We start from the raw sequence: 20,121 nt of genomic DNA, 5'->3' as shown, positions 1-20,121 counted from the left end.
GCCGATAAGCCCTGACCCGTGAAGCACATCCGAAATTTCTCCATCATTGCCCATATTGACCACGGAAAATCCACCCTGGCCGACCGCATCATTCATTTTTGCGGGGGATTGTCGGATCGGGAAATGGAAGCCCAGGTGCTTGATTCCATGGACATCGAGCGGGAGCGCGGCATCACCATCAAGGCCCAGACGGCAGCCCTCAGTTACAAGGCCCGGGATGGCCAGATTTACAACCTGAACCTGATCGATACCCCGGGGCATGTGGACTTTTCCTACGAAGTATCCCGCTCCCTGTCGGCCTGTGAAGGCGCGCTGCTGGTCGTGGATGCCTCTCAGGGGGTGGAGGCACAGACCGTCGCCAACTGCTACACGGCGCTGGAACTGAATGTGGAAGTCCTGCCTGTGCTCAACAAGATCGACCTGCCTTCCGCCGACCCGGACAATGCCCGTCAGGAAATCGAGGACGTGATCGGTATTGATGCGACCGATGCGATACTGGCCTCGGCCAAGACCGGGCTGGGGGTGGAAGACATTCTCGAAGCGGTGATCGCCCGTATTCCACCGCCCCAGGGAAGCCTCGATGCGCCCTTGAAGGCGCTGATCATCGACTCCTGGTTCGATAATTACGTGGGGGTGGTGATGCTGGTGCGCGTCGTGGATGGGGAGTTGAAGCCCAAGGACAAGCTGCTGCTGATGTCCAATGGCAATCAGCACCTGTGTGACCAGGTCGGTGTGTTTACGCCCAAGTCCGTGCAGCGGGATGCGCTGCGGGCCGGGGAGGTGGGCTTCGTCATTTCCAACATCAAGGAACTGGATTCTGCCAAGGTGGGTGACACCCTCACGCTGGCCAGTCGGCCGGCGGCCGAGCCTTTGCCCGGTTTCAAGGAAATCAAGCCTCAGGTGTTTGCCGGCCTGTATCCGGTGGAGGCCAATCAGTATGAACAGCTGCGGGAATCGCTGGAAAAACTGAAGCTCAACGATGCTTCCCTGCAGTACGAGCCGGAGGTCTCCCAGGCCCTGGGCTTTGGCTTTCGCTGTGGCTTTTTGGGCCTGCTCCACATGGAAATCATCCAGGAGCGCCTGGAGCGGGAGTTCGACCAGGACCTGATCACGACCGCTCCCACCGTGGTGTACGAGGTGGTGTTGCGCGATGGTTCCGTCATCCAGGTGGAAAACCCCTCCCGCCTGCCGGACCTGTCGAAAATCGAGGAAATCCGCGAACCCATCATCACCGCTACCATCTTCGTGCCCCAGGACTATCTGGGCAGCGTCATCACGCTTTGCAATCAGAAGCGCGGCAACCAGGTGGACCTGCATTACCACGGCCGTCAGGTAAAAGTGGTCTATGAAATGCCCATGGCCGAAGTCGTGATGGACTTTTTCGACAAGTTGAAATCCGTTTCCCGCGGCTATGCTTCGCTGGATTACGAATTCAAGGAGTACCGCTCTGCCGACGTGGTGAAGCTGGATATTCTCATCAACGGCGAAAAAGTGGATGCCCTGTCCCTGATCGTGCACCGTTCCAATTCCCAGTATCGCGGTCGGGAACTGGCTGCCAAGATGCGTGAGCTGATTCCCCGCCAGCTCTATGACGTGGCCATTCAGGCTGCCATCGGCTCCAACATCCTGGCCCGGGAAAATGTCAAGGCCATGCGCAAGGACGTGCTGGCCAAGTGTTATGGCGGTGACATCAGCCGCAAACGCAAACTGCTGGAAAAGCAGAAGGCCGGCAAGAAGCGCATGAAGCAGGTGGGTAACGTGGAAATCCCCCAGGAAGCCTTCCTGGCTGTATTGCGTGTCGATAACTAAGTCTGGCGGAACTCCATGAACTTTGCCCTGATTCTTTTTGTGCTGCTGGTAATGACCGGCATCATCTGGCTGATTGACCTTGTCTGGTTGAAGAAGCACCGCAACAAGTCGGACAAGGACCCCTGGTGGGTGGAATACGGGGCCAGTTTTTTCCCCGTGATCCTGGTGGTGTTCGTGCTGCGCTCCTTCATCGTCGAACCCTTCAAGATCCCCTCGGGTTCCATGATTCCCACCTTGCTGGTGGGGGATTTCATTCTGGTGAACAAATACACCTATGGCATCCGCTTGCCGGTGATCGACAAGAAGATCATCGATGTGAATCTGCCGGCCAGGGGTGACGTGATGGTGTTCCGCTATCCCGAAGACCCGAGCCTGGACTACATCAAGCGGGTCATCGGTCTGCCTGGGGATACGGTGGCCTATCAAAACAAGCGGCTTTCCATCAATGGCAAGCCCGTCCCCGTCGTCGCCGAAGGCGATTACCTTCATCCCGAACGTCTTTATTATTCAAGGCGTTACCGGGAAACCCTGGGAGAAGTGAGTTATTCCATCCTGAATGATGGCGATGCGCCGGCCTACATTCCCGATGCCAGCCGTTTTCCCGGCCGGGAAAATTGCAAATACAATACGGCCGGTGTCATTTGCCGGGTTCCGGCGGGCCACTACTTTGTCATGGGTGACAACCGGGACAACAGCCGCGACAGTCGGGCCTGGGGTTTCGTGCCGGAAGAAAACATCGTCGGCAAGGCGTTCTTCATCTGGCTGAATTTTTCTGACCCGGGACGTATCGGGTCTTTCAAATAGGGGGGGATATGAACAAACAATCGGGACTCGCGTTGAGTACGCTGATCGTCTGGGGTATCGGCATTGCGCTGCTGGCCTTGATCGGGATGAAGGTGGTGCCATCTGTTCTGGAGTATCAAGGCGTCTTGAAAACCGTCAAAACCATCGTCAATGAGGCAAGCCCGGCAGCCACCGTGGCCGACATCCGCGCGGCTTTCAGCCGTTATGACGATGTCAACGACTATCCTTCCGTGGACGCCAAGGATCTGGAAATCACCAAGGATGCGGGGCAGCTGGTGGTGTCTTTTGCCTATGAAAAACGGATTCCCCTGTTCGCCAATGTCAGCCTGGTGATCGACTTCAGCGGCAGTTCAAACTGATTCCCCATGGCTTTTGCGGCACTGGAAAAAAACCTCGGCTATGTCTTCAAGGACAAGGGACTGCTGCAGACGGCCCTGACGCATCGAAGTCATGGAAATTGCCATAACGAAAGGCTTGAGTTCCTGGGCGATGGCGTCTTGAACTGCGCCATTGCCGGGGTGCTTTTTGAGCGCTTTCCCACCTTGCCGGAGGGCGACCTTTCCCGTCTGCGTGCCCATCTGGTGCGGCAGGAGCCTTTGCACCAACTGGCTTTGCACCTGCACCTGGGCGAGTATTTGCGGCTGGGGGAAGGAGAAATGCGCAGTGGCGGCCACCAGCGCCCTTCCATCCTCGCTGATGCCGTCGAGGCCCTGTTCGGAGCGGTCTATCTGGAGTCCGGCTTCGATGCGGCGGCCCGGCTGATTCAGGCCTTGTTTGCTTCGCAATTGGCCGCACTGGTCCCGGGCCAGTCCATGAAGGACCCCAAGACCCGGCTGCAGGAGTGGTTGCAGGGCCGGCACAAATCCTTGCCCAGGTACCAGCTTCTGGAAACCTCGGGCGCGGCTCACGATCAGCGCTTTCATGTCGCCTGCCAGCTGGATGATCTGGGCATCATCACCCAGGGCATGGGTGCCACGCGGCGTCTTGCGGAACAAGCGGCCGCAGAAAAGGCCCTGGAGAAATTGAATTCATGAGTGCCATGCGCTGCGGTTATATCGCCATTGTCGGCCGCCCCAATGTGGGCAAGTCCACCCTCCTCAATCATCTGGTGGGGGAAAAGATCAGCATCGTGTCCAGAAAGGCGCAGACCACCCGGCACCGCATCATGGGCATCCTCACCCGCACGGATGCCCAGTATGTTTTTGTGGATACCCCCGGTTTTCAGACCCGCTTCTCCAACGCCCTGAACCGGGCCATGAACCGGGGCGTCACCCAGACCCTGGCCGATGTCGATGTGGTGTTTTTTGTGATCGAAGCGGGCCGTTTCGATGCCAAGGACGAGGCCGTCCTGCGGCTTCTGCCAGACGATGTGCCGGTGATCCTGGTGGTCAACAAGACGGATCAGGTCAAGGAGCGCAATTCCCTGCTGCCGTTCCTGGCCCAGGTTGCCGCCCGGCGCGATTTTGCCGCCGTGGTGCCCGTCAGTGCTGCCAAGGGGCGTCAGACCGATGATCTGCTCGAGGTGGCCCGCAAGTATCTGCCGCATGAGGAGTTGCTGTTTCCCGAGGACGAACTGACCGACAAGAGCGAACGCTTTCTGGCTTCCGAATACATCCGGGAGAAGCTGTTCCGCCTGCTGGGGGATGAATTGCCTTACGCGGTGACGGTGGAAATCGAGAAGTTCGAGGTGGAAGGCAATCTGCGTCGCATTTTTGCCGCCATCGTCGTAGACAAGGACAGCCACAAGGCCATGGTGATCGGCAAGGGCGGGGAGTCCCTGAAGCGGATTGCCAGTGAGGCCCGCCAGGACATGGAGCGCCTCTTTGATGGCAAGGTCTATCTGGAAGTCTGGGTGAAAGTCAAATCTGGCTGGGCCGATGATGAACGCCTGCTGAAAAGCCTCGGTTACGAATAAATCATGCCGCGCGGCAAGGTCGACGCTCAGCCGGCTTACGTGCTTCACACCCGGCCGTATCGGGAAACCAGCCTGCTGGTCGAGGCCTTCAGCCGGGATTACGGCCGGGTAGCCCTGCTCGCCCGGGGCGCACGTCGTCCCCATTCGACGCTGCGGGGGCTGCTCATGGGTTTTCAGCCCCTGGAAGTTTCCTGGTCGGGCAAGGGCGAAGTGCTCACCCTGATGAAGGCGGAATGGCAAGGAGGGCAGCCCTTGCTGGCCGGTTTGCCGCTGTTCTGTGGGTACTACCTGAACGAATTGTTGCTGCGGCTCCTGCCCCGGGAAGACCCCCATCCCCAGTTGTTCGACCGGTATGTCCAGATTCTGCTGCACCTGGGCTATTCATCCCGGAAACAGGTCGCCGAGGCGGACCTGCGCTGTTTCGAGCGAACCTTGCTGGGGGAGCTGGGGTACGGCCTGACTCTGGATCATGACTGGCAGGGTCAGCCCATTGTGGCGGATGGGTTTTATCGCTACGAGATCGAACATGGCCCCGTTCCGGTGGAAGGGGAAGAGGCAGGGCTGATTGCCGGGCTGACCCTGATTGATATGGGGCAGGATGACTACCGCCGCCCGGGCACCCGCCTGGAGGCCAAGCTACTCATGCGCCGTCTGCTGGCCCACTACCTGGATGGTGTGGAGCTGGAATCCCGGAAGCTGGTCAAGGAGTTGCAGGACCTCTGATCAGATCGCCCAGCCTGCGATACTACCCAGGGCGATGGTGACAAAGCCGGCTGCAATGCGTCCCGCCATGCGGCGTCCTGCCACGACGATGACAATGCCCAGCTTGAAGCCCAGGTTGGCCAGCATGGCGAGGGTGATGGAATTGACTGCTTCGCTACTGCTCAGTTTTTCCAGACCATAAAGGCGCATGGATGAAAGGGAGATGGCATCGACATCGGTGAGGCCGGACACCAGGGAAGCAATGTAGAGGCCGCTGCTGCCGGCGTAGTCGGACAGGGCGGCGGTGATCACCAGCACCCCCGCATAAATGCAGCCAAAGGTGAGGGCGGTGCGAATCTCGGCGGGATTGGAGAATTCCATCACGGGAATTTCCTCCTTGCCGGCCAGTCCGCGCCAGGTAAACAGCACATAGGCGCTACCGGAGAGCAGCCCCCCGAGCAGGACGGGCAGTAATTCGGCCAATAAGCCAGGTTGCAAGACGGCGGCATAGGCCCCCAGGCGGAAGAAAACCACCAGATTGGCGGTCAGCACGACGACCATGGCCAGTTTGACCAGATTGGCGTTGTTGGCGGCATGACGGGAAAAGACCAACGTGGTGGCGGTGCTGGAGGTGAGGCCGCCGAAGATGCCCAGCAGGGGCGCCCCCAGTTGTTGTCCCATCAGGCGCAGGGCCGCATAGCCGGCCAGGCTGAAGCCGGAGATCAGCACCACCATCCACCACACCTGGCGGGGCGAGATGGCATCGTAGGGGCCCATATCGGTATCCGGCAAAATGGGCAGGATAACCAGGGACAGCACGCCAAACTGCAGGATGGAGATGATGTCCTTGCGGGTCAGTTTTTCGGAAACATTCCGCAGTTCGGCCTTGAAATACAGCAATACCGTGGTGGAAATGCCCAGCATCACGGCCAGGGTCTGGTAGCCAAACCAGATCATGGCTCCGTAGCAATAGCACAGGAGCAGGGCCACCACCGAAGTGGTACCGGGGTCCTTTTCGTCCGGGTGGATCAGATAGGCGGCAATCATCATCACGCCCACCATCAGCAGGCCCGCCGCCAGAAGCCAGGGGGAATCCGTTTTTTCGCTCAGCAGGGCGGCGACGGTGCCCAGCATGCCGACCAGGCTGAAGGTGCGCAGCCCGGCCCGGGCAGAGGGATTGCGCTCCCGCTCCAGCCCCATCAGCAAGCCCAGGCCGACGGCAGTGCCGAAATCCTGGATGAAATCTATCCCCACCGTTGTCACGACAATGTCATTCATTCCTGTCTTTTCCTCTTGGAAAGGGCGTCCTGTTTTAAAATCCCGCCATGGTCCGATACTACGCAATCGTTCCCGCAGCGGGAAGCGGTTCCCGCTTTGGCGCGGAGACACCCAAACAGTACCTTCCCCTGCTGGGGCGTCCCCTGATCTGGCACACCCTGGATGTGCTTTGCCGGCATCCCCGTATCGACCGGGTCTGGGTGGTGAGTTCTCCCGATGACGCCTGGTGGCCGTCGGCGGAGTGGCAGGAACTCTGGCTGGCCCTGGGGCCCAAACTGGAGGTGGTGGGCTGTGGTGGGGCCAGCCGGGCCGAGAGCGTCGCCAACGGCCTCCGGGCCGCTGCCACGGCCATTGCCGAGGAGGATTGGGTGCTGGTCCATGATGCGGCACGTCCCTGCCTTTCCCGGGCCTTGCTGGATCGCCTGATGGATGAACTGAGCGATGATCGGGTGGGGGGGCTGCTGGCGGTTCCCGTGGCGGACACCTTGAAGCGGGCGGATGCCCGACAGGTGGTGCTCGAAACCTTGCCCCGGGAGGATTTGTGGCAGGCCCAGACCCCCCAGATGTTTCGCTATGGCCTGCTCCAGGCGGCCCTGGCACAGTGTCAGGTGGCGACCGACGAGGCGGGGGCCATGGAGGCTGCCGGTCATCGGCCCCGTCTGGTGAAGGGGGAGGCTGGCAATCTGAAAGTGACCTATCCGGACGACCTGGGTCTGGCCGAGTGGATTTTGCGGGGCAGGAGGGCAGGGGAATGAGCGGTATGAAAGGGTTCAGAATTGGTCAGGGCTATGATGTGCATGCCCTGGTGCCGGGGCGCAAGCTCATCCTGGGGGGTGTGGAAATTCCCTTTGAAAAAGGCCTGCAGGGCCATTCGGATGCCGATGCGCTGCTGCATGCGGTGACGGACGCCTTGCTGGGAGCGGCCGGGCTGGGCGATATCGGCCGCCACTTTCCCGATACTGACCCACGCTACAAAGGGGTGGATAGCCGTCTGCTGCTGCGCGATGCCTATGCCCTGGTACAGGCCCAGGGCTGGCTGCTCGTCAATGTAGACGCCACCCTGATTGCCCAGCAGCCCCGCCTGGCACCGCACATCCCCGCCATGTGTGCCATCCTGGCGGGGGATCTGGGCCTGGCCCCCGGCAGTGTCAACATCAAGGGCAAGACCAATGAAAAATTGGGTTACCTGGGCCGTAACGAGGCCATCGAGGCCCAGGCGGTTGTCTTGCTGATGCGGGCTTCCTGATTTTTCCCGCCTCGCCGGCCTCCCCCTGCCGGCTTCGGGTCTTAAAGGGTTTGCAGGGCGAGGGTTTGCAGGGCGGCACAGCCGGTGGAACGCAAGATAAATCTCCCGCTATACCAAGCGTCGTGCTGGAGAGACTTGCGCCAGAGCGTTTGGAGAGGGGTATTGTACGACGTCATCCTATGTCATGCGAGTCATCGGGAGTCTGAGGGTGGCCATCAGGCCGATGCCGCCAGGGCCGCTTCCCAGTTCGAGGCTGCCGGCATGGGCTCGGGCTACCCGGTCGGCAATGGCCAGACCCAGGCCGGTTCCCGTGGCGCCGCTACGGGCAGTTTCCAGGCGGGTAAAGGGTTGCTTGAGCCGTTCCACTTCGCTGGCGGGAACGCCGGTGCCACTATCGAGTACCGACAGCTCCAGGTGAGGCCCGTTGACCTTGGCCACCAGACTGATGGGAGGGGCGCCGTATTTCCAGGCATTGTCCACCAGGTTGCCCAGGGCCCGGCTGATGGCGCGAGCCTTGAGGGGTACCCGGGGCAATGCTTCGGCTTGCAGTTGCAGTGGGCGTTTGATGGCGGCGCCGTGGTTGACCAGGGATTCCAGGATGGCCAGGGGGTCGCAGGGTTCCGGCCGTTCTTCTGCTTCGCCCCGGGCATAGTCGAGAAACTGGGCGATGATGGCATCCATCTGGGCAATATCGGCAGCCATGCCCTCCTGGGCCGGACCTTCCGGGAGACTCAGTTCAGCCTCCAGGCGCATGCGGGCCAGGGGAGTCCGCAGGTCGTGTGAGATGCCGGCCAGAATCTCCGCTCTTTCCTTGTCGTGATAAGCGAGGTCCCGGGACATGCGGTTGAAGGCGCTGGCCAGCCGCTGCAATTCTTCCGGGCCTTCCTCGGGCAGGGGCGGGGGCGTGTTGCCCAGGCCCACCTGGCGGGCGGCTGCAGCCATGTGGCGCAGGGGCCGGCTGATGCGGGATGCAATCAGCCAGGCTACCACCAGGGCCAGGGTCGCTGCCAGGGCGCCCCAGCCCAGCCAGGGCCAGGGAATACGCCGCTCCGTCCTGTCCAGGGTCAGGATCAGCCAGAATTCATCCGGTTCAGTGGGGATCATGGCAAAACTGATCCAGAGTCCGGGCTCATCATTGACCTTGAGCGACAGGAGGGTGTTTTCTCCCAGTAATGCCCGGACGTGTTCCTGAAGGTAGGCCATGAAACCATCGGTGGGCAAGGGCGTAATCTGGTCCTGTCCATCCCGGGGCAGCAGGCGGATGCCCTCCCGGTCCGACAATTCCTGGAGCAGGGCCGGCCTGAGTTTGGGGTCCGCCGTGAGCAGGGCCACCCGGATCAGGTTGATGGCGCTGGCGGAGAACTGGGCCAGGGCCCGGGCTCTGGGCTCGGCATCGGCGAGCCGGAAGATCATGATCCAGGCCAGATTGGTCACGATCACCAAGGCGGCCACCCAGAGAAAAATGCGCGCCAGCAGGGAGCGGGGCAGGGGCATGGGTCAGGTGGGGGAGGCGGCGTCGTCATCGGGAACAAAGACGTAGCCAAAGCCCCACACCGTCTGCAGGTAGCGGGGTTTGGCCGGGTCAGGTTCCAGCAGCTTGCGCAGGCGGGAAATCTGCACATCGATGGCCCGGTCAAAGGGGCCTTGTTCCCGGCCCCGGGCCAGGGTCATGAGCCGGTCGCGGGAAAGGGGCTGACGTGGATGCTGGAGCAGGGCAGTCAGGACGGCAAATTCGCCGGTGGTGAGGGTCAGGACCTCGTCGGCACGGGTCAGGGTGCGGGCGCTCAAATCCACTTCGAGCCCGCCGAACCGGACCTTGCCCGGCGTTTCCAGGGGAGCGCCGCCGGGACGCTGCCCCTGGCGGCGCAGCACGGCCTGGATGCGGGCCAGCAGTTCCCGGGGGTTGAAGGGTTTGGGGAGATAGTCGTCCGCGCCCATCTCCAGGCCCACGATCCGGTCGATCTCGTCGCCCCGGGCGGTGAGCATGACGATGGGGATGTTGTTGCCCTGGCCGCGCAGGCGCCGGCAAATGGACAGGCCATCGTCGCCGGGCAACATCAGGTCCAGAACGATCAGATCAAAATGTTCCCGTTGCAGATACTTTTCCATCTGGGCCCCATCGGGAACGGGGCGGACTTCATAACCCTGCTCGCGCAGATAACGCTGGAGCAGATCCCGGAGGCGGACATCATCGTCCACGATGAGCAGGCGCTGGATTCGTTCATTCATGGCAGATAATCTAAAGGATAGTGCCCGGGGCTCCAATGGTTAAATGGTAACAAGGGTGGCTTGCCGGGCTTCAGGCGCAACATGCTGTTACAAACTGCCACGGGTTGCGGCCTGGGCCTGAGTCAAAATCGGATCAGCCCAATCCCTGCCGGTCTGCCCATGTCTGCTTTTTTACGCCCCCTTCTGATTGCACTGAGCTTGCTCCTGGCAGGGGGAGCGAGCGGGGCTGATCCGCTCGAACGCAAGGATTGGCATCGCCTGCCGCCCGAGGAGCGGGAGCAGCTGCGCCAGCAGATGCGGGAAGCGTGGAAACGCCTGAGCCCCGAGGAGCAGGAGGCGCGCAGGCAGGCCCACCGGGAACGCTGGAACAAGCTCAGTCCCGAAGAGCAGGAAGCTTTCCGGGAGCGTTACCGCCAGGAACAACAGCAGTACCTGCAGCAGTTCAGCGCTGAAGAGCGGGAAGCCTTGCGGGAAACCATGCGGCGTCAGCACCGCAAACATCACTCCCCGCCCGAGGCGGGCGACACGCCCTGGAAGTGAAAAGCCTCCGGTCGGGTTAAAATCCCGGCCATGCAAATTCTGGCGCTCGAAACCTCCACCGACTTTGGCACCTGCGCCCTCTGGCAGGATGGACAGATCCTCACGGCAAGCTGTCCGCCGGGGCGCTCCCATTCCGAGACCCTGATTCCCCTGGTGCAACAACTCCTTGCCGAAGCGGGCAGCAGCTTTGCCGCACTCGATGCGCTGGCTTTCGGCATGGGGCCCGGGGCTTTCACCGGCCTCAGGGTGGCTTGCGGCATCGCCCAGGGTATGGCCGTGGCGCTGGACCGGCCGGTATTGCCCGTCGGCTCCCTGGAGACCATGGCCTGGGAAGCGGGCGGCCAGCAGGTTCTGGCGCTCCTGGATGCCCGCATGGGCGAGGTTTATGCTGCGACTTTCCGGTGCGGGAGCGCAGACGTGGAGGTTCTCGGGGCGCTTTGTCTGGCTTCCCCCGCCGAACTGCACCTGCCCCCGGCGGATCAACCCTGGCTTGCCGTTGGCAATGCCCTGGCGGCTTATCCTGAATTGCTGGCCCGTTGCGCGGGCTGGGAGTGCCTGCCCGGAATACTGCCTCATGCCCGCAGTGTCGCCCATCTGGCGGCCCAGGCCTTGGCCCGGGGCGAGGGGCTGGACCCGGCCCTGGCGGCACCCCGTTACCTTCGCGACAAGGTTGCCCGCACGGTGGCGGAACGGCTGGCGAATGGAGGCAAGGTCTGAATACGGCAAAATTCCTGAGCCGCCTCCAGCCCCTGGAACTCGAACCCATGCAGGAACGGGATCTGGACCAGGTGGCGGATCTGGATGCAGCCGCCCAGCCTTTTCCCTGGAGTCGTACCAATTTTGCCGATTCCCTGCAGGCCAGCCACTGGGCCTGGGTACTGCGCCAGAATGGCGAGTTACTGGGGTTTGCGGTGCTGATGGGTGTGCTCGACGAGGCGCATCTCCTCAATATCGCCATTGCCCCGGCGCATCAGGGCCGTGGCCTGGGAGCCAGACTGCTGCGCCATGTGCAGGCCTGGTCCTCGCGGCGAGGCATGGTCAGCATGTATCTGGAGGTGCGTCCTTCCAATACCCGGGCCAGGACCTTGTACCGGCATCTGGGGTTTCAGGAGATCGGTCGTCGCAAGGCCTATTACCCAGCCCGGGAAGGCCGGGAGGACGCTCTGGTTTTCAGCTGCAGCCTGGAGGGCTTTTTGTCATGAATCCGAAGCAACGCATCATCCTTCAGGAAATGGGCTTTCAGCTTTGGGAACTCAGGTCCGGGCCTGCCGCGGGCGGGACGCAAGCCCCTGCCGCTCCCCGGCCGGCCGTTGAGCCGGCTTTCGCCAGGGCGGCGGGGGTAACGCCGGCTGCCGCCAGTCGCACGGCGGTGGCCTCCATGGACTGGGCGCAACTGGCCCAGGCCGTGCAGGATTGCCGGGCTTGTGAACTGTGCATGCATCGGCACCAGGCGGTGCTGGGGGTGGGCGATCAGCAAGCGGACTGGCTGTTTGTGGGGGAGGGGCCCGGAGCTGAAGAGGATGCCCGGGGCGAGCCCTTTGTGGGCCAGGCCGGCAAATTGCTCGATGCCATGCTGGCGGCGATCGACCTGCGCCGGGGCGAGAATGTTTATATCACCAATGCGGTGAAATGCCGGCCCGAAGGGAATCGCACCCCCCATGCAGAGGAGTTGGCAGCCTGCAAACCCTTCTTGCTGCGCCAGATCGCGTTGTTGCAGCCCAGATTGATCGTCTTGCTGGGCAAGGCCGCCGTGCATGGCGTGCTGGGGGGGGGCGATTCCCTGGCTGCCCTGCGCCTGAAAAGGCATGCCCTGGGAGAGATACCGGTGCTGGTCACCTATCATCCGGCCTATCTGCTGCGTAACCTGCCGGAAAAGGCCAAGGCCTGGGAGGACCTGTGCTTCGCCCGCCGGGCAATCCAGGGCGGCGGGGGTAACTGAGGGCGGCTAGTGCCGGCTGTCGTCCAGATGGGCGACATCATCGTATCGCCGCTGGTTTGCCAGGTGGTGGTTACGGATCAGGTACATGCTGGCGCTGACGAACAGGCCGAACAGGCTGAGGACCAGGTAAACGGACAGGTCCATCTTGACCATCAGGTAGTAGAGGCCGGTCAGGGCCAGCACCGACAGGTTCTCGTTGAAATTCTGCACGGCGATCGAGTGGCCGGCCCCCATGAGGATGTGGCCGCGGTGCTGCAGCAGGGCGTTCATCGGGACCACGAAGAAGCCCGACAGGCCGCCGATCAGGATCAGCAGGGGGATCGCCACTTCCAGACGGGTCACGAAATTCATGATCAGCACGATGATGCCCATGGCGATGCCCAGGGGAATGACCCGCACCGATTTTCTCAGGGTCACGAAACGGGCGGCGAGGGCGGCGCCCACGGCCACGCCGATCGCCACCACCCCCTGGAGCATGGAGGATTTGGAAAGATCGAGCTGCAGGGCCGCCTCCGCCCATTTGATGACGATGAACTGGAGGGTGGCGCCGGCGCCCCAGAACAGGGTGGTGACAGCGAGGGAAATCTGCCCGAGCTTGTCGCGCCAGAGCAGGATCAGACAGTGATGGAACTCGTGGATCAGGTAAAAGGGGTTTTTCTTCAGGGGTTTGTGGTCCACCCCGGTATCCGGCACATAAAGATTGAAGAGGGCGGCAATCAGGTAGATGAGGCCGATCAAGGCCACCACCAGTTTGCCGCTATGGTCGATGCCTGGAAGGCTCCAGGACATCATCGTCTGGCTCACGCCGGGGGAGATCAGGATGCCTCCGAGCACCACGCCGAGCACGATGGCGGCGACGGTGAGGCCCTCGATCCAGCCATTGGCGACCACCAGCAGGCGGTGCGGCAGGTATTCGGTGAGGATGCCGTACTTGGCCGGTGAATAGGCGGCGGCACCCAGACCCACCACGGCATAGGCAAAAAGCGGATGCACGCCGTAAAACATCATGGCGCAGCCGATGATCTTGATGGTGTTGCTGATGAACATCACCCGCCACTTGGGCATGGAGTCGGCAAAGGCGCCCACGAAGGCGGCCAGCACCACATAGGAAATGGTGAAGCAGGTCTTGAGCAGGGGCTCGTATTCGCTGGGGGCATGCAGGTCGCGCAGGGCGGCGATGGCGGCGATGAGCAGGGCATTGTCGGCCAGCGCGGAAAAGAATTGCGCGGCCATGATGATGTAGAAGCCGAAAGGCACTTGGTTTCGTCTCTTGCTTGATTTTGCCCGAATGTTATACCAAGGCGGGGCTTGCGTCATCACGCATTTGTACGGCGCCCGCCCGACCTTCATGCCCACGGCATGTATTCGGGTGGAAAGCAGGGGCATGGCAGCGGGTTTACCTTCTATAATCGCCCGATAAAAAAATACGATCGGGAAGAGGCCCATGGCTGACCGCCGTTTGCAAGTATTTCACGCCGTTGCCAGACACCTGAGCTTCACCAAGGCTGCCGAAGCCCTGTTCATGACCCAGCCTGCCGTGACCTTCCAGATCAAGCAACTGGAGGACCAGTACAACACCCGTCTCTTCGAGCGGGGGCATGGGCAAATCTGCCTGACCCCGGCGGGGGAGATGGTGCTCCAGTACGCCGAGAAGATTCTTGCCCTTTCCGATGAACTGGATGCCCGGCTAGGAGAGATGACCGGTGAAATGCGCGGCCCCTTGCTGGTGGGCGCCAGTACCACCATTGCCGAGTTCATCCTGCCCCGGGTGCTGGGGGAATTCAACGCCCTCTATCCCCAGGTGCGGGTCCGGCTGATCGTGGCCAATTCGGAAAGCATCGAGAACCGGGTGAGCGAACATAGCCTCGATATCGGCCTGATCGAAGGTCCGGCCCGCCAGCCCGAACTGCAGACCGAGGTTTGTTGCACGGACGAGCTGGTGGCAATCTGTGCCCCGGGCTATCCCCTGCTCAGTGAAACCAGCGCAACCGGGGTCAGCCCGGAAGTCTTGCGGGACTACGAATTCATCTCCCGCGAGCCTGGTTCGGGAACCCGGGAGGTGACGGACAATCATTTTCAGGCGGCGGGCATCCCGCCCCAGGAATTGAAGACCCTGATGGAGCTGGGCAGTCCCGAGGCCCTGAAGGGGGTGGTGGCTACGGGCCTGGGGTATGCCATCGTGTCCCGGCTGGTCTGCGAGAAGGAGTGCCTGCTGGGCACCCTGGTTTCCATCCCCTTGCAGCCGCCCCTGACCCGGATGCTGTCCATGGTGTATCCACGGGATCGTTTCCGGACTCGCCTGGTCACAACTTTTGTCGATTTTACCAAACAGAAAATGAGGGAGTCGGGGCTGTGAATTCAAGTACGCCGGGTGAGCTGCCAGGGCAGGGGCGGGAATCTTGCCGCCCCGTTTCCCGCCCGATCCGGGCCCGCATCGATCTGAACGCCCTGCGACACAACTTTGCCGTGGCCCGCCACCATGCCGGCCCGGCACGCATCTGGGCGGTGATCAAGGCCAATGCCTATGGGCACGGGCAATGGCAGGTGGCCCGGGCCCTGGCGGACCTGGCCGACGGCTTCGCCCTGCTGGAGGTGGAATCTGCCATCGCCCTGCGCCAGGCGGGTTTCAGCCAGCCGCTGCTGTTGCTGGAAGGATTTTTTGCCCCGGAGGATGTGGCCCTCCTGGCCCGTCATGACCTGACCCCGGTGGTGCACAGCCCGGCACAATTGCTCATGCTCGAAGCTGCCGCAAACCGGCCGGGCCAGGTCTATGTCAAGCTCAACACGAGCATGAACCGCCTGGGTTTTTGCCCCGGGCAACTGCCGGAGGTGCTGGAGCGCCTGCAGCGTCTGGGCATCCGCGAGGTGACCCTGATGAGCCACTTTGCCGAGGCGGATGGGGGGCGGGGCATCGAAGCTCAGTTCGGATGTTTTTCCGCCCTGGCCGGGGATGCCGGCTTGCCGGTCAGCCTGGCCAATTCCGCCGCCCTGCTGCGTTACCCCGAAACCCGGGGCGATTGGGTGCGGCCCGGCATCATGCTCTACGGCAGCAGCCCCTTTGCCGATATTTCTGCCAGCAGTCTCGGCCTGCGCCCGGTGATGCACCTGGAGAGCCGGCTGATCGGCATCCAGACCCTGGCGGCGGGGGAGCGGGTGGGTTATGGCGGCCTGTTCCAGGCCGGGCAGCCGATGCGGATCGGCATCGTCGCCTGCGGCTATGCCGACGGTTACCCCCGCCACGCCCCGACCGGCACGCCGATCGCCGTGGCCGGCCAGCCCAGCCGGGTGCTGGGCCGGGTGTCGATGGACATGCTGGCCTGCGACCTGAGCGGCATCGACGCCGCCCGGGTGGGGAGCCCCGTCACCCTCTGGGGCATCGGCGAAGGGGGAACGGTGGATGTGGATCAGGTCGCCGCCGCCGCCGGCACCCTCAGCTATGAATTGTTCTGTGCCCTGGCGCCCCGGGTGCCGGTGGCCTGGGGCTGAACATGTCGAAGCAGAAAACCGCCTACACCTGTGCCGAGTGCGGCGCCACCTCGCCCAAGTGGCAGGGCCAGTGTCCCGGTTGTGGGGCCTGGAACACCCTGTCTGAAACCTTGCTGGAAAAGCCCGGGGGCAAGCGTTTCCAGTCCCTGGCACCGGTGGCGCGGCTGCAGCAGCTTTCGGAGATCGAGGCCCGGGAGACGGAGCGTATTCCCACCGGCATTTCCGAATTCGACCGGGCGCTGGGGGGCGGGCTGGTGCCGGGTGGTGTGGTTTTGATCGGCGGCGACCCGGGCATCGGCAAGAGCACCCTCCTGCTGCAAGCCCTGGCGGGGCTTTCGGAGCGCCTGCCGGCCCTCTATGTGAGCGGCGAGGAATCCGGCGAGCAAGTGGCCTTGCGGGCCCGGCGCCTGGGGCTGGAGGCAAGCCGGATGAAGCTATTGGCGGAGATCAACCTGGAAAATATCCTGGCCATCCTGCAGTCGGAAAAGCCCCAGGTGGCAGTGATCGACTCCATCCAGACCCTCTGGTCGGAGCAGCTTTCCTCCGCCCCGGGTTCGGTCGCCCAAGTGCGCGAATGCGCCGCCCAGCTCACCCGGCTGGCGAAGCAAATGGGGGTGACGGTGATTCTGGTCGGCCATGTGACCAAGGAAGGCGCCCTGGCCGGCCCCCGCGTGCTCGAACATATCGTCGATACGGTGCTTTACTTTGAAGGAGACACCCATTCCAGCTTCCGCCTGATCCGGGCCTTCAAGAACCGTTTTGGCGCCATCAACGAACTGGGCGTGTTCGCCATGACCGAGAAGGGGCTAAAGGGGGTGAGCAACCCCTCCGCCCTGTTCCTGTCCGGGCATGGCCGGCATGTGCCCGGTACCTGCATCCTGGTGACCCAGGAAGGGACGCGCCCCCTGCTGGTGGAAATCCAGGCTCTGGTGGATCAAGCCCACGGCAATCCACGCCGGCTGACGGTGGGGCTGGATTCCCAGCGCCTGGCGATGCTGCTGGCGGTGTTGCATCGCCACGCCGGCATTGTCTGCTTTGATCAGGATGTGTTCGTCAATGCGGTCGGGGGTGTCAGGATCAGCGAACCGGCGGCCGATCTCTCGGTGTTGCTCTCCATCGTCTCTTCTTTGAAAAACAAGGCGTTGCCAAGCAAACTCGTCGTATTTGGCGAGGTGGGCCTGGCCGGCGAGATCCGTCCCGCACCGCGCGGTCAGGAGCGCCTCAAGGAAGCCGCCAAGCTGGGTTTCACCCATGCCCTGGTGCCCGCAGCCAACTGCCCCCGCCAGGCCATCGCCGGCATGACGGTGATCGGGGTTTCCAGAATCGAGGAAGCCGTTGAAAAATTACGTGCGATTGACGAATCTTGAACAAACTCTCTTTTCTTCTCCTCTATCGTGATGCCCGCTCCGGGGAACTGCGTCTGCTGGTTCTGGCCCTGGTGCTCGCCGTAGCGGCCATGACCGCCGTGGGCTTTTTCAGTGACCGGGTGCGCCAGGCCCTGGTCGTGGAAGCCAATCAATTGCTGGGGGCGGATCTGGTCTTGGCCAGCGACCATGACCTGGCCCCCGAGTTCGAGGCACAAGCCCGGGAGATCGGCTTGCAGAGCGCTCACACCGTCAGCTTTCCCAGCATGGTGATGGCCGGGACGGGGTTCCGTCTTGCCGATGTGAAGGCGGTGGATGCCCTCTACCCGCTGCGCGGGCAGCTCCGTATTTCGAGCTCCCCCGAGGGGGCAGGGGATGCGGTCAGGGGGGCTCCTGAGCCCGGTAGCGTATGGATTGAACCGCGGCTGGGGGCCGAACTGGGTGTGGGGCCTGGCGCCCAGCTGCAACTGGGGAAGTTGCCGTTGCGGGTAGCGGCCTATCTCAATTTCGAGCCTGACCGGGGCGTCAACTTCCTGGGCGTGGCGCCGCGCCTGATGCTCAATCTGGCCGACCTGGAGGCTACCGGCCTGGTACAAAACGGGGCCCGGGTCCGCTACCGGCTGCTGGTGGCAGGGGAATCCAGGGCCGTGGAAAAATTTTCCCAATGGCTGCTGCCTCGTCTGGGGCGCGGGGAAAAACTGGAAGAGGGAACTCGCCAGGAAGTGCGTTCTGCCCTGGAGCGGGCCCGGCGCTTTCTTGGCCTCGCCAGCCTCCTGACGGTGATGCTCGCCGCCACCGCCATGGCCATCGCGGTGAACCGCCACATTCAGCGCCATCTGGACGGTTGCGCCCTGCTGCGCTGCCTGGGGGCAAGCGGCGGCGAGGTATTGCGCCTGTATTGCAGTCAATTCCTGATCCTGGGGCTGGCCGCCACCCTGGTCGGAGTGGCACTGGGATTCGTGACCCATTACGCCTTCTATCAACTGCTTGCCGGGCTGTTCCCATCCGCCTTGCCGGCGCCGGGCGGCATGCCCGCCCTGCAGGGGCTGGTGCTGGGCTTGCTGCTGCTGCTGGGCTTCGCCCTGCCGCCGCTGTTGCGGCTGTATCGTATTTCTCCGCTGCGGGTCATTCGCCGCGATCTGGGCCTGCCGCCTCCCTCCTTGCTGGCGGCCTACGGCCTGGGTTTACTGGTTTTTGCCGGACTGATCTTCTGGATGGCGGACGATCCCCGCCTGGGGGGCAGTGTGGTCGTCGCCTTCGGCCTGGCTCTGGTGCTGTTCCTGTTTGTGGCCCGGGGGCTGGTGTGGGGGATTGCCTGGCTGCGTCATCAGAACATCGATCAACCCTTTGGCTGGCGCTATGGCCTGGCCAGTCTCGAGCGGCATGCCTGGGCATCGAGCCTGCAAATCCTGGCGCTGGCGCTGGGGTTCATGGCCCTGTTGCTGCTGACGGTGATCCGTAGCGAACTGCTGGCGGCCTGGGAACGATCCGTGCCGGCTGATGCGCCCAACCGGTTCATCATCAACATTCAGCCGGAGCAGCGCCAGCGTCTGCTGGAGCAAATGCGGCCAACGGGCTGGAAACTGGAACTGGCCCCCATGGTGCGCGGCCGGCTCACGAAGATCGGCGAGCGGGCGGTGAGCCCGGCCGATTATCCGGAGGATGAGCGGGCCCAGAGCCTGGTGGAGCGGGAGTTCAATCTCTCCTGGCGGGCCGACCTGCCACCCGGTAACCGCCTGGAGGCCGGCCGGTGGTTTGCGGCCACGGCAACCGGCCCTGCCGCGGCCGAAGCCTCGGTGGAAGCCGGCTTGGCCAGGACCCTGGGCATCGAGCTCGGGGACGAACTGACGTTCAGCATCGCGGGGCAGCCGGTGACGGCCCGGGTCACCAGCCTGCGCAAACTGGATTGGGATTCCATGCGCATCAATTTCTTCGTGCTCATGTCCCCCGGAGTGATCGACGCGATGCCGGCCAGCTATCTGGGAAATTTTTACCTACCCCCCGGGGAAGCGCCCAAGCTGGGGCCGGTGTTGCAGAATTTTCCCAACCTCACGGTCATCGACGTGGAGGCCGTCCTGGCTCAGCTCAAATCCGTCATCGGCCAGACTTCCAGCGTAGTGCAACTGGTTTTCCTGTTCACCCTGGGCGCCGGCCTGCTGGTACTGCACGGCGCCATGATTTCCGTGTTCGATGAGCGCCGCCTGAGCCTGAGCATCATGCGCGCCCTGGGCGCCAGCCGCTCCCAACTGCGGGCGGCGCTGCAAGGCGAGTTGGCGGCCATCGGTGCCCTGGCAGGCTTGCTGGCGGCAGTGGGGGCCTTGCTGGCCGGGCAGGTGCTGGCCTGGCGCCTGTTTGACCTGGCCCTGACCCCTGCCTGGTGGGTGCTGCCGCTGTCAGTTTTTGCCGGTGTCTTGTTGACCGTGGGTATCGGGCGTTTTAGTCTGGCGAAACTTTTATCGGCGCGCCCGCTGGAGATCATCCGATCGGCCTGAACATGGAAAAATTTCATTTGTGCAGCACTTTTCGTCTTTTCGTCCAGATCCATGGAAAAGAGCAAGTTCATGTTGCTGGCAACGGCCCTGGGCAGAGGGCGGCGAAGGTCGTTGCGACCGGCTCTGTTGCGGCTTGGCCGCAGCGCCCCCGTTCCTTGCGGGCTGGCCTGTCTGGGCAGGCCGGAAGTGGTCAGGGGAAAGCCGTGCGGGGAGGTGCGGGGAAGTGGTGCGGGGAAGTGGTGGAGAAGTGGTGGAGAAGTGGTGGAGAAGTGGTGGAGAAGTGGTGCTCATGAAAAAAGCCACACCGAAGTATGGCT

General features: G+C 62.8%; 20 protein-coding genes. 16 read left to right on the top strand and 4 right to left on the bottom strand.

All coding sequences use genetic code 11. The features are described from left to right. Positions 1 to 18 precede the first annotated feature (18 nt). From lepA to recO, 6 genes are read left to right on the top strand one after another with little or no spacing between them, the layout of a single operon-like run. Positions 19 to 1,809, top strand: coding sequence for a translation elongation factor 4 (gene lepA, locus WBH99_RS02205; RefSeq protein ID WP_424218476.1), 1,791 nt, complete (start codon positions 19 to 21; stop codon positions 1,807 to 1,809). Positions 1,810 to 1,824: 15 nt separating this feature from the next. Next, positions 1,825 to 2,613, top strand: coding sequence for a signal peptidase I (lepB, locus tag WBH99_RS02200; RefSeq protein WP_424218475.1), 789 nt, complete (start codon positions 1,825 to 1,827; stop codon positions 2,611 to 2,613). Positions 2,614 to 2,621: 8 nt separating this feature from the next. Beyond that, complete coding sequence (locus tag WBH99_RS02195) at positions 2,622 to 2,972, top strand: DUF4845 domain-containing protein (protein ID WP_424218474.1); 351 nt, start codon at positions 2,622 to 2,624, stop codon at positions 2,970 to 2,972. A 6-nt stretch (positions 2,973 to 2,978) separates the two neighbouring features. Then, complete coding sequence (gene rnc, locus WBH99_RS02190; RefSeq protein ID WP_424218473.1) at positions 2,979 to 3,647, top strand: ribonuclease III; 669 nt, start codon at positions 2,979 to 2,981, stop codon at positions 3,645 to 3,647. Further along, positions 3,644 to 4,528 (top strand): GTPase Era, encoded by an 885-nt coding sequence (gene era, locus WBH99_RS02185; protein ID WP_424218472.1) that lies wholly within the window; start codon positions 3,644 to 3,646, stop codon positions 4,526 to 4,528. Before rnc ends, era begins: the two co-directional genes overlap by 4 nt. A 3-nt stretch (positions 4,529 to 4,531) precedes the next feature. Beyond that, positions 4,532 to 5,251, top strand: coding sequence for a DNA repair protein RecO (gene recO / locus WBH99_RS02180; RefSeq protein ID WP_424218471.1), 720 nt, complete (start codon positions 4,532 to 4,534; stop codon positions 5,249 to 5,251). On the opposite strand, the gene WBH99_RS02175 is transcribed toward recO, so the two are convergent. Continuing rightward, positions 5,252 to 6,508, bottom strand: a complete 1,257-nt coding sequence (locus WBH99_RS02175; RefSeq protein ID WP_424218470.1) for an MgtC/SapB family protein — start codon at positions 6,506 to 6,508, stop codon at positions 5,252 to 5,254. Between the two features lie 47 nt (positions 6,509 to 6,555). Between WBH99_RS02175 and ispD the strand changes: the two genes are divergently transcribed. Both ispD and ispF read left to right on the top strand, forming a co-directional pair. Next, on the top strand, positions 6,556 to 7,263 hold the full coding sequence (gene ispD, locus WBH99_RS02170; protein WP_424218469.1) for a 2-C-methyl-D-erythritol 4-phosphate cytidylyltransferase: 708 nt from the start codon (positions 6,556 to 6,558) through the stop codon (positions 7,261 to 7,263). After that, entirely contained in the window at positions 7,260 to 7,754 is a 495-nt protein-coding gene (ispF, locus tag WBH99_RS02165) for a 2-C-methyl-D-erythritol 2,4-cyclodiphosphate synthase (protein ID WP_424218468.1), read from the top strand. Before ispD ends, ispF begins: the two co-directional genes overlap by 4 nt. Before the next feature lie 177 nt (positions 7,755 to 7,931). On the opposite strand, the gene WBH99_RS02160 is transcribed toward ispF, so the two are convergent. Both WBH99_RS02160 and ompR read right to left on the bottom strand, forming a co-directional pair. Then, complete coding sequence (locus tag WBH99_RS02160) at positions 7,932 to 9,248, bottom strand: ATP-binding protein (RefSeq protein ID WP_424218467.1); 1,317 nt, start codon at positions 9,246 to 9,248, stop codon at positions 7,932 to 7,934. Between the two features lie 3 nt (positions 9,249 to 9,251). Continuing rightward, the gene (gene ompR, locus WBH99_RS02155) at positions 9,252 to 9,983 is read right to left on the bottom strand and encodes a two-component system response regulator OmpR (RefSeq protein ID WP_424218466.1); all 732 of its coding nucleotides are present in this window, start codon (positions 9,981 to 9,983) and stop codon (positions 9,252 to 9,254) included. A 159-nt stretch (positions 9,984 to 10,142) separates the two neighbouring features. Here ompR and WBH99_RS02150 point away from each other — a divergent pair, with 159 nt between their 5' ends. Genes WBH99_RS02150 through WBH99_RS02135 form a run of 4 tightly spaced genes read left to right on the top strand, consistent with a single transcriptional unit; the run spans position 10,143 to position 12,462 of the window. Beyond that, positions 10,143 to 10,523, top strand: a complete 381-nt coding sequence (locus WBH99_RS02150; protein ID WP_424218465.1) for a DUF3106 domain-containing protein — start codon at positions 10,143 to 10,145, stop codon at positions 10,521 to 10,523. 30 nt (positions 10,524 to 10,553) lie between these two features. Next, a complete protein-coding gene (tsaB, locus tag WBH99_RS02145; protein ID WP_424218464.1) occupies positions 10,554 to 11,240 on the top strand; it encodes a tRNA (adenosine(37)-N6)-threonylcarbamoyltransferase complex dimerization subunit type 1 TsaB in 687 nt (228 codons plus the stop codon). Then, a complete protein-coding gene (gene rimI, locus WBH99_RS02140; RefSeq protein WP_424218518.1) occupies positions 11,237 to 11,725 on the top strand; it encodes a ribosomal protein S18-alanine N-acetyltransferase in 489 nt (162 codons plus the stop codon). Before tsaB ends, rimI begins: the two co-directional genes overlap by 4 nt. Further along, complete coding sequence (locus tag WBH99_RS02135; RefSeq protein WP_424218463.1) at positions 11,722 to 12,462, top strand: uracil-DNA glycosylase; 741 nt, start codon at positions 11,722 to 11,724, stop codon at positions 12,460 to 12,462. The genes rimI and WBH99_RS02135 overlap by 4 nt, the downstream gene beginning before the upstream one ends. 6 nt (positions 12,463 to 12,468) lie before the next feature. Here WBH99_RS02135 and lplT read toward each other — a convergent pair whose 3' ends face one another. After that, positions 12,469 to 13,719 (bottom strand): lysophospholipid transporter LplT, encoded by a 1,251-nt coding sequence (gene lplT, locus WBH99_RS02130; protein WP_424218462.1) that lies wholly within the window; start codon positions 13,717 to 13,719, stop codon positions 12,469 to 12,471. A 187-nt stretch (positions 13,720 to 13,906) separates the two neighbouring features. Here lplT and WBH99_RS02125 point away from each other — a divergent pair, with 187 nt between their 5' ends. The 4 genes from WBH99_RS02125 to WBH99_RS02110 are packed head-to-tail and all read left to right on the top strand — an operon-like array spanning position 13,907 to position 19,804. Continuing rightward, on the top strand, positions 13,907 to 14,818 hold the full coding sequence (locus WBH99_RS02125; RefSeq protein ID WP_424218461.1) for a LysR family transcriptional regulator: 912 nt from the start codon (positions 13,907 to 13,909) through the stop codon (positions 14,816 to 14,818). Continuing rightward, a complete protein-coding gene (gene alr / locus WBH99_RS02120) occupies positions 14,815 to 15,948 on the top strand; it encodes an alanine racemase (RefSeq protein ID WP_424218460.1) in 1,134 nt (377 codons plus the stop codon). The genes WBH99_RS02125 and alr overlap by 4 nt, the downstream gene beginning before the upstream one ends. 2 nt (positions 15,949 to 15,950) lie before the next feature. Further along, positions 15,951 to 17,315 carry a DNA repair protein RadA gene (gene radA, locus WBH99_RS02115; protein ID WP_424218459.1) on the top strand — a complete coding sequence of 455 codons (1,365 nt, stop codon included), beginning with the start codon at positions 15,951 to 15,953 and terminating at the stop codon, positions 17,313 to 17,315. After that, the gene (locus tag WBH99_RS02110) at positions 17,312 to 19,804 is read left to right on the top strand and encodes an ABC transporter permease (RefSeq protein WP_424218458.1); all 2,493 of its coding nucleotides are present in this window, start codon (positions 17,312 to 17,314) and stop codon (positions 19,802 to 19,804) included. The genes radA and WBH99_RS02110 overlap by 4 nt, the downstream gene beginning before the upstream one ends. Positions 19,805 to 20,121: the final 317 nt, after the last annotated feature.

Origin of the sequence: Azovibrio sp., assembly GCF_049658005.1 — a bacterium.
In the GTDB taxonomy this organism is placed as follows: domain Bacteria; phylum Pseudomonadota; class Gammaproteobacteria; order Burkholderiales; family Rhodocyclaceae; genus Azovibrio.
Note: the sequence above shows the minus strand (reverse complement) of the source record. Positions and strands in the feature narration are given on the sequence as shown.

What these genes read in the sequence shown, in the direction of transcription:
- tsaB (WP_424218464.1), top strand. Translation starts at nt 10,554, where the DNA reads ATGCAAATTCTGGCGCTCGAAACCTCCACCGACTTTGGCACCTGCGCC.
- recO (WP_424218471.1), top strand. Translation starts at nt 4,532, where the DNA reads ATGCCGCGCGGCAAGGTCGACGCTCAGCCGGCTTACGTGCTTCACACC.
- rnc (WP_424218473.1), top strand. Translation starts at nt 2,979, where the DNA reads ATGGCTTTTGCGGCACTGGAAAAAAACCTCGGCTATGTCTTCAAGGAC.
- WBH99_RS02150 (WP_424218465.1), top strand. Translation starts at nt 10,143, where the DNA reads ATGTCTGCTTTTTTACGCCCCCTTCTGATTGCACTGAGCTTGCTCCTG.
- WBH99_RS02125 (WP_424218461.1), top strand. Translation starts at nt 13,907, where the DNA reads ATGGCTGACCGCCGTTTGCAAGTATTTCACGCCGTTGCCAGACACCTG.
- ompR (WP_424218466.1), bottom strand. Translation starts at nt 9,983, where the DNA reads ATGAATGAACGAATCCAGCGCCTGCTCATCGTGGACGATGATGTCCGC.
- radA (WP_424218459.1), top strand. Translation starts at nt 15,951, where the DNA reads ATGTCGAAGCAGAAAACCGCCTACACCTGTGCCGAGTGCGGCGCCACC.
- WBH99_RS02175 (WP_424218470.1), bottom strand. Translation starts at nt 6,508, where the DNA reads ATGAATGACATTGTCGTGACAACGGTGGGGATAGATTTCATCCAGGAT.
- WBH99_RS02160 (WP_424218467.1), bottom strand. Translation starts at nt 9,248, where the DNA reads ATGCCCCTGCCCCGCTCCCTGCTGGCGCGCATTTTTCTCTGGGTGGCC.
- ispD (WP_424218469.1), top strand. Translation starts at nt 6,556, where the DNA reads ATGGTCCGATACTACGCAATCGTTCCCGCAGCGGGAAGCGGTTCCCGC.
- WBH99_RS02135 (WP_424218463.1), top strand. Translation starts at nt 11,722, where the DNA reads ATGAATCCGAAGCAACGCATCATCCTTCAGGAAATGGGCTTTCAGCTT.
- WBH99_RS02195 (WP_424218474.1), top strand. Translation starts at nt 2,622, where the DNA reads ATGAACAAACAATCGGGACTCGCGTTGAGTACGCTGATCGTCTGGGGT.
- ispF (WP_424218468.1), top strand. Translation starts at nt 7,260, where the DNA reads ATGAGCGGTATGAAAGGGTTCAGAATTGGTCAGGGCTATGATGTGCAT.
- lepB (WP_424218475.1), top strand. Translation starts at nt 1,825, where the DNA reads ATGAACTTTGCCCTGATTCTTTTTGTGCTGCTGGTAATGACCGGCATC.
- era (WP_424218472.1), top strand. Translation starts at nt 3,644, where the DNA reads ATGAGTGCCATGCGCTGCGGTTATATCGCCATTGTCGGCCGCCCCAAT.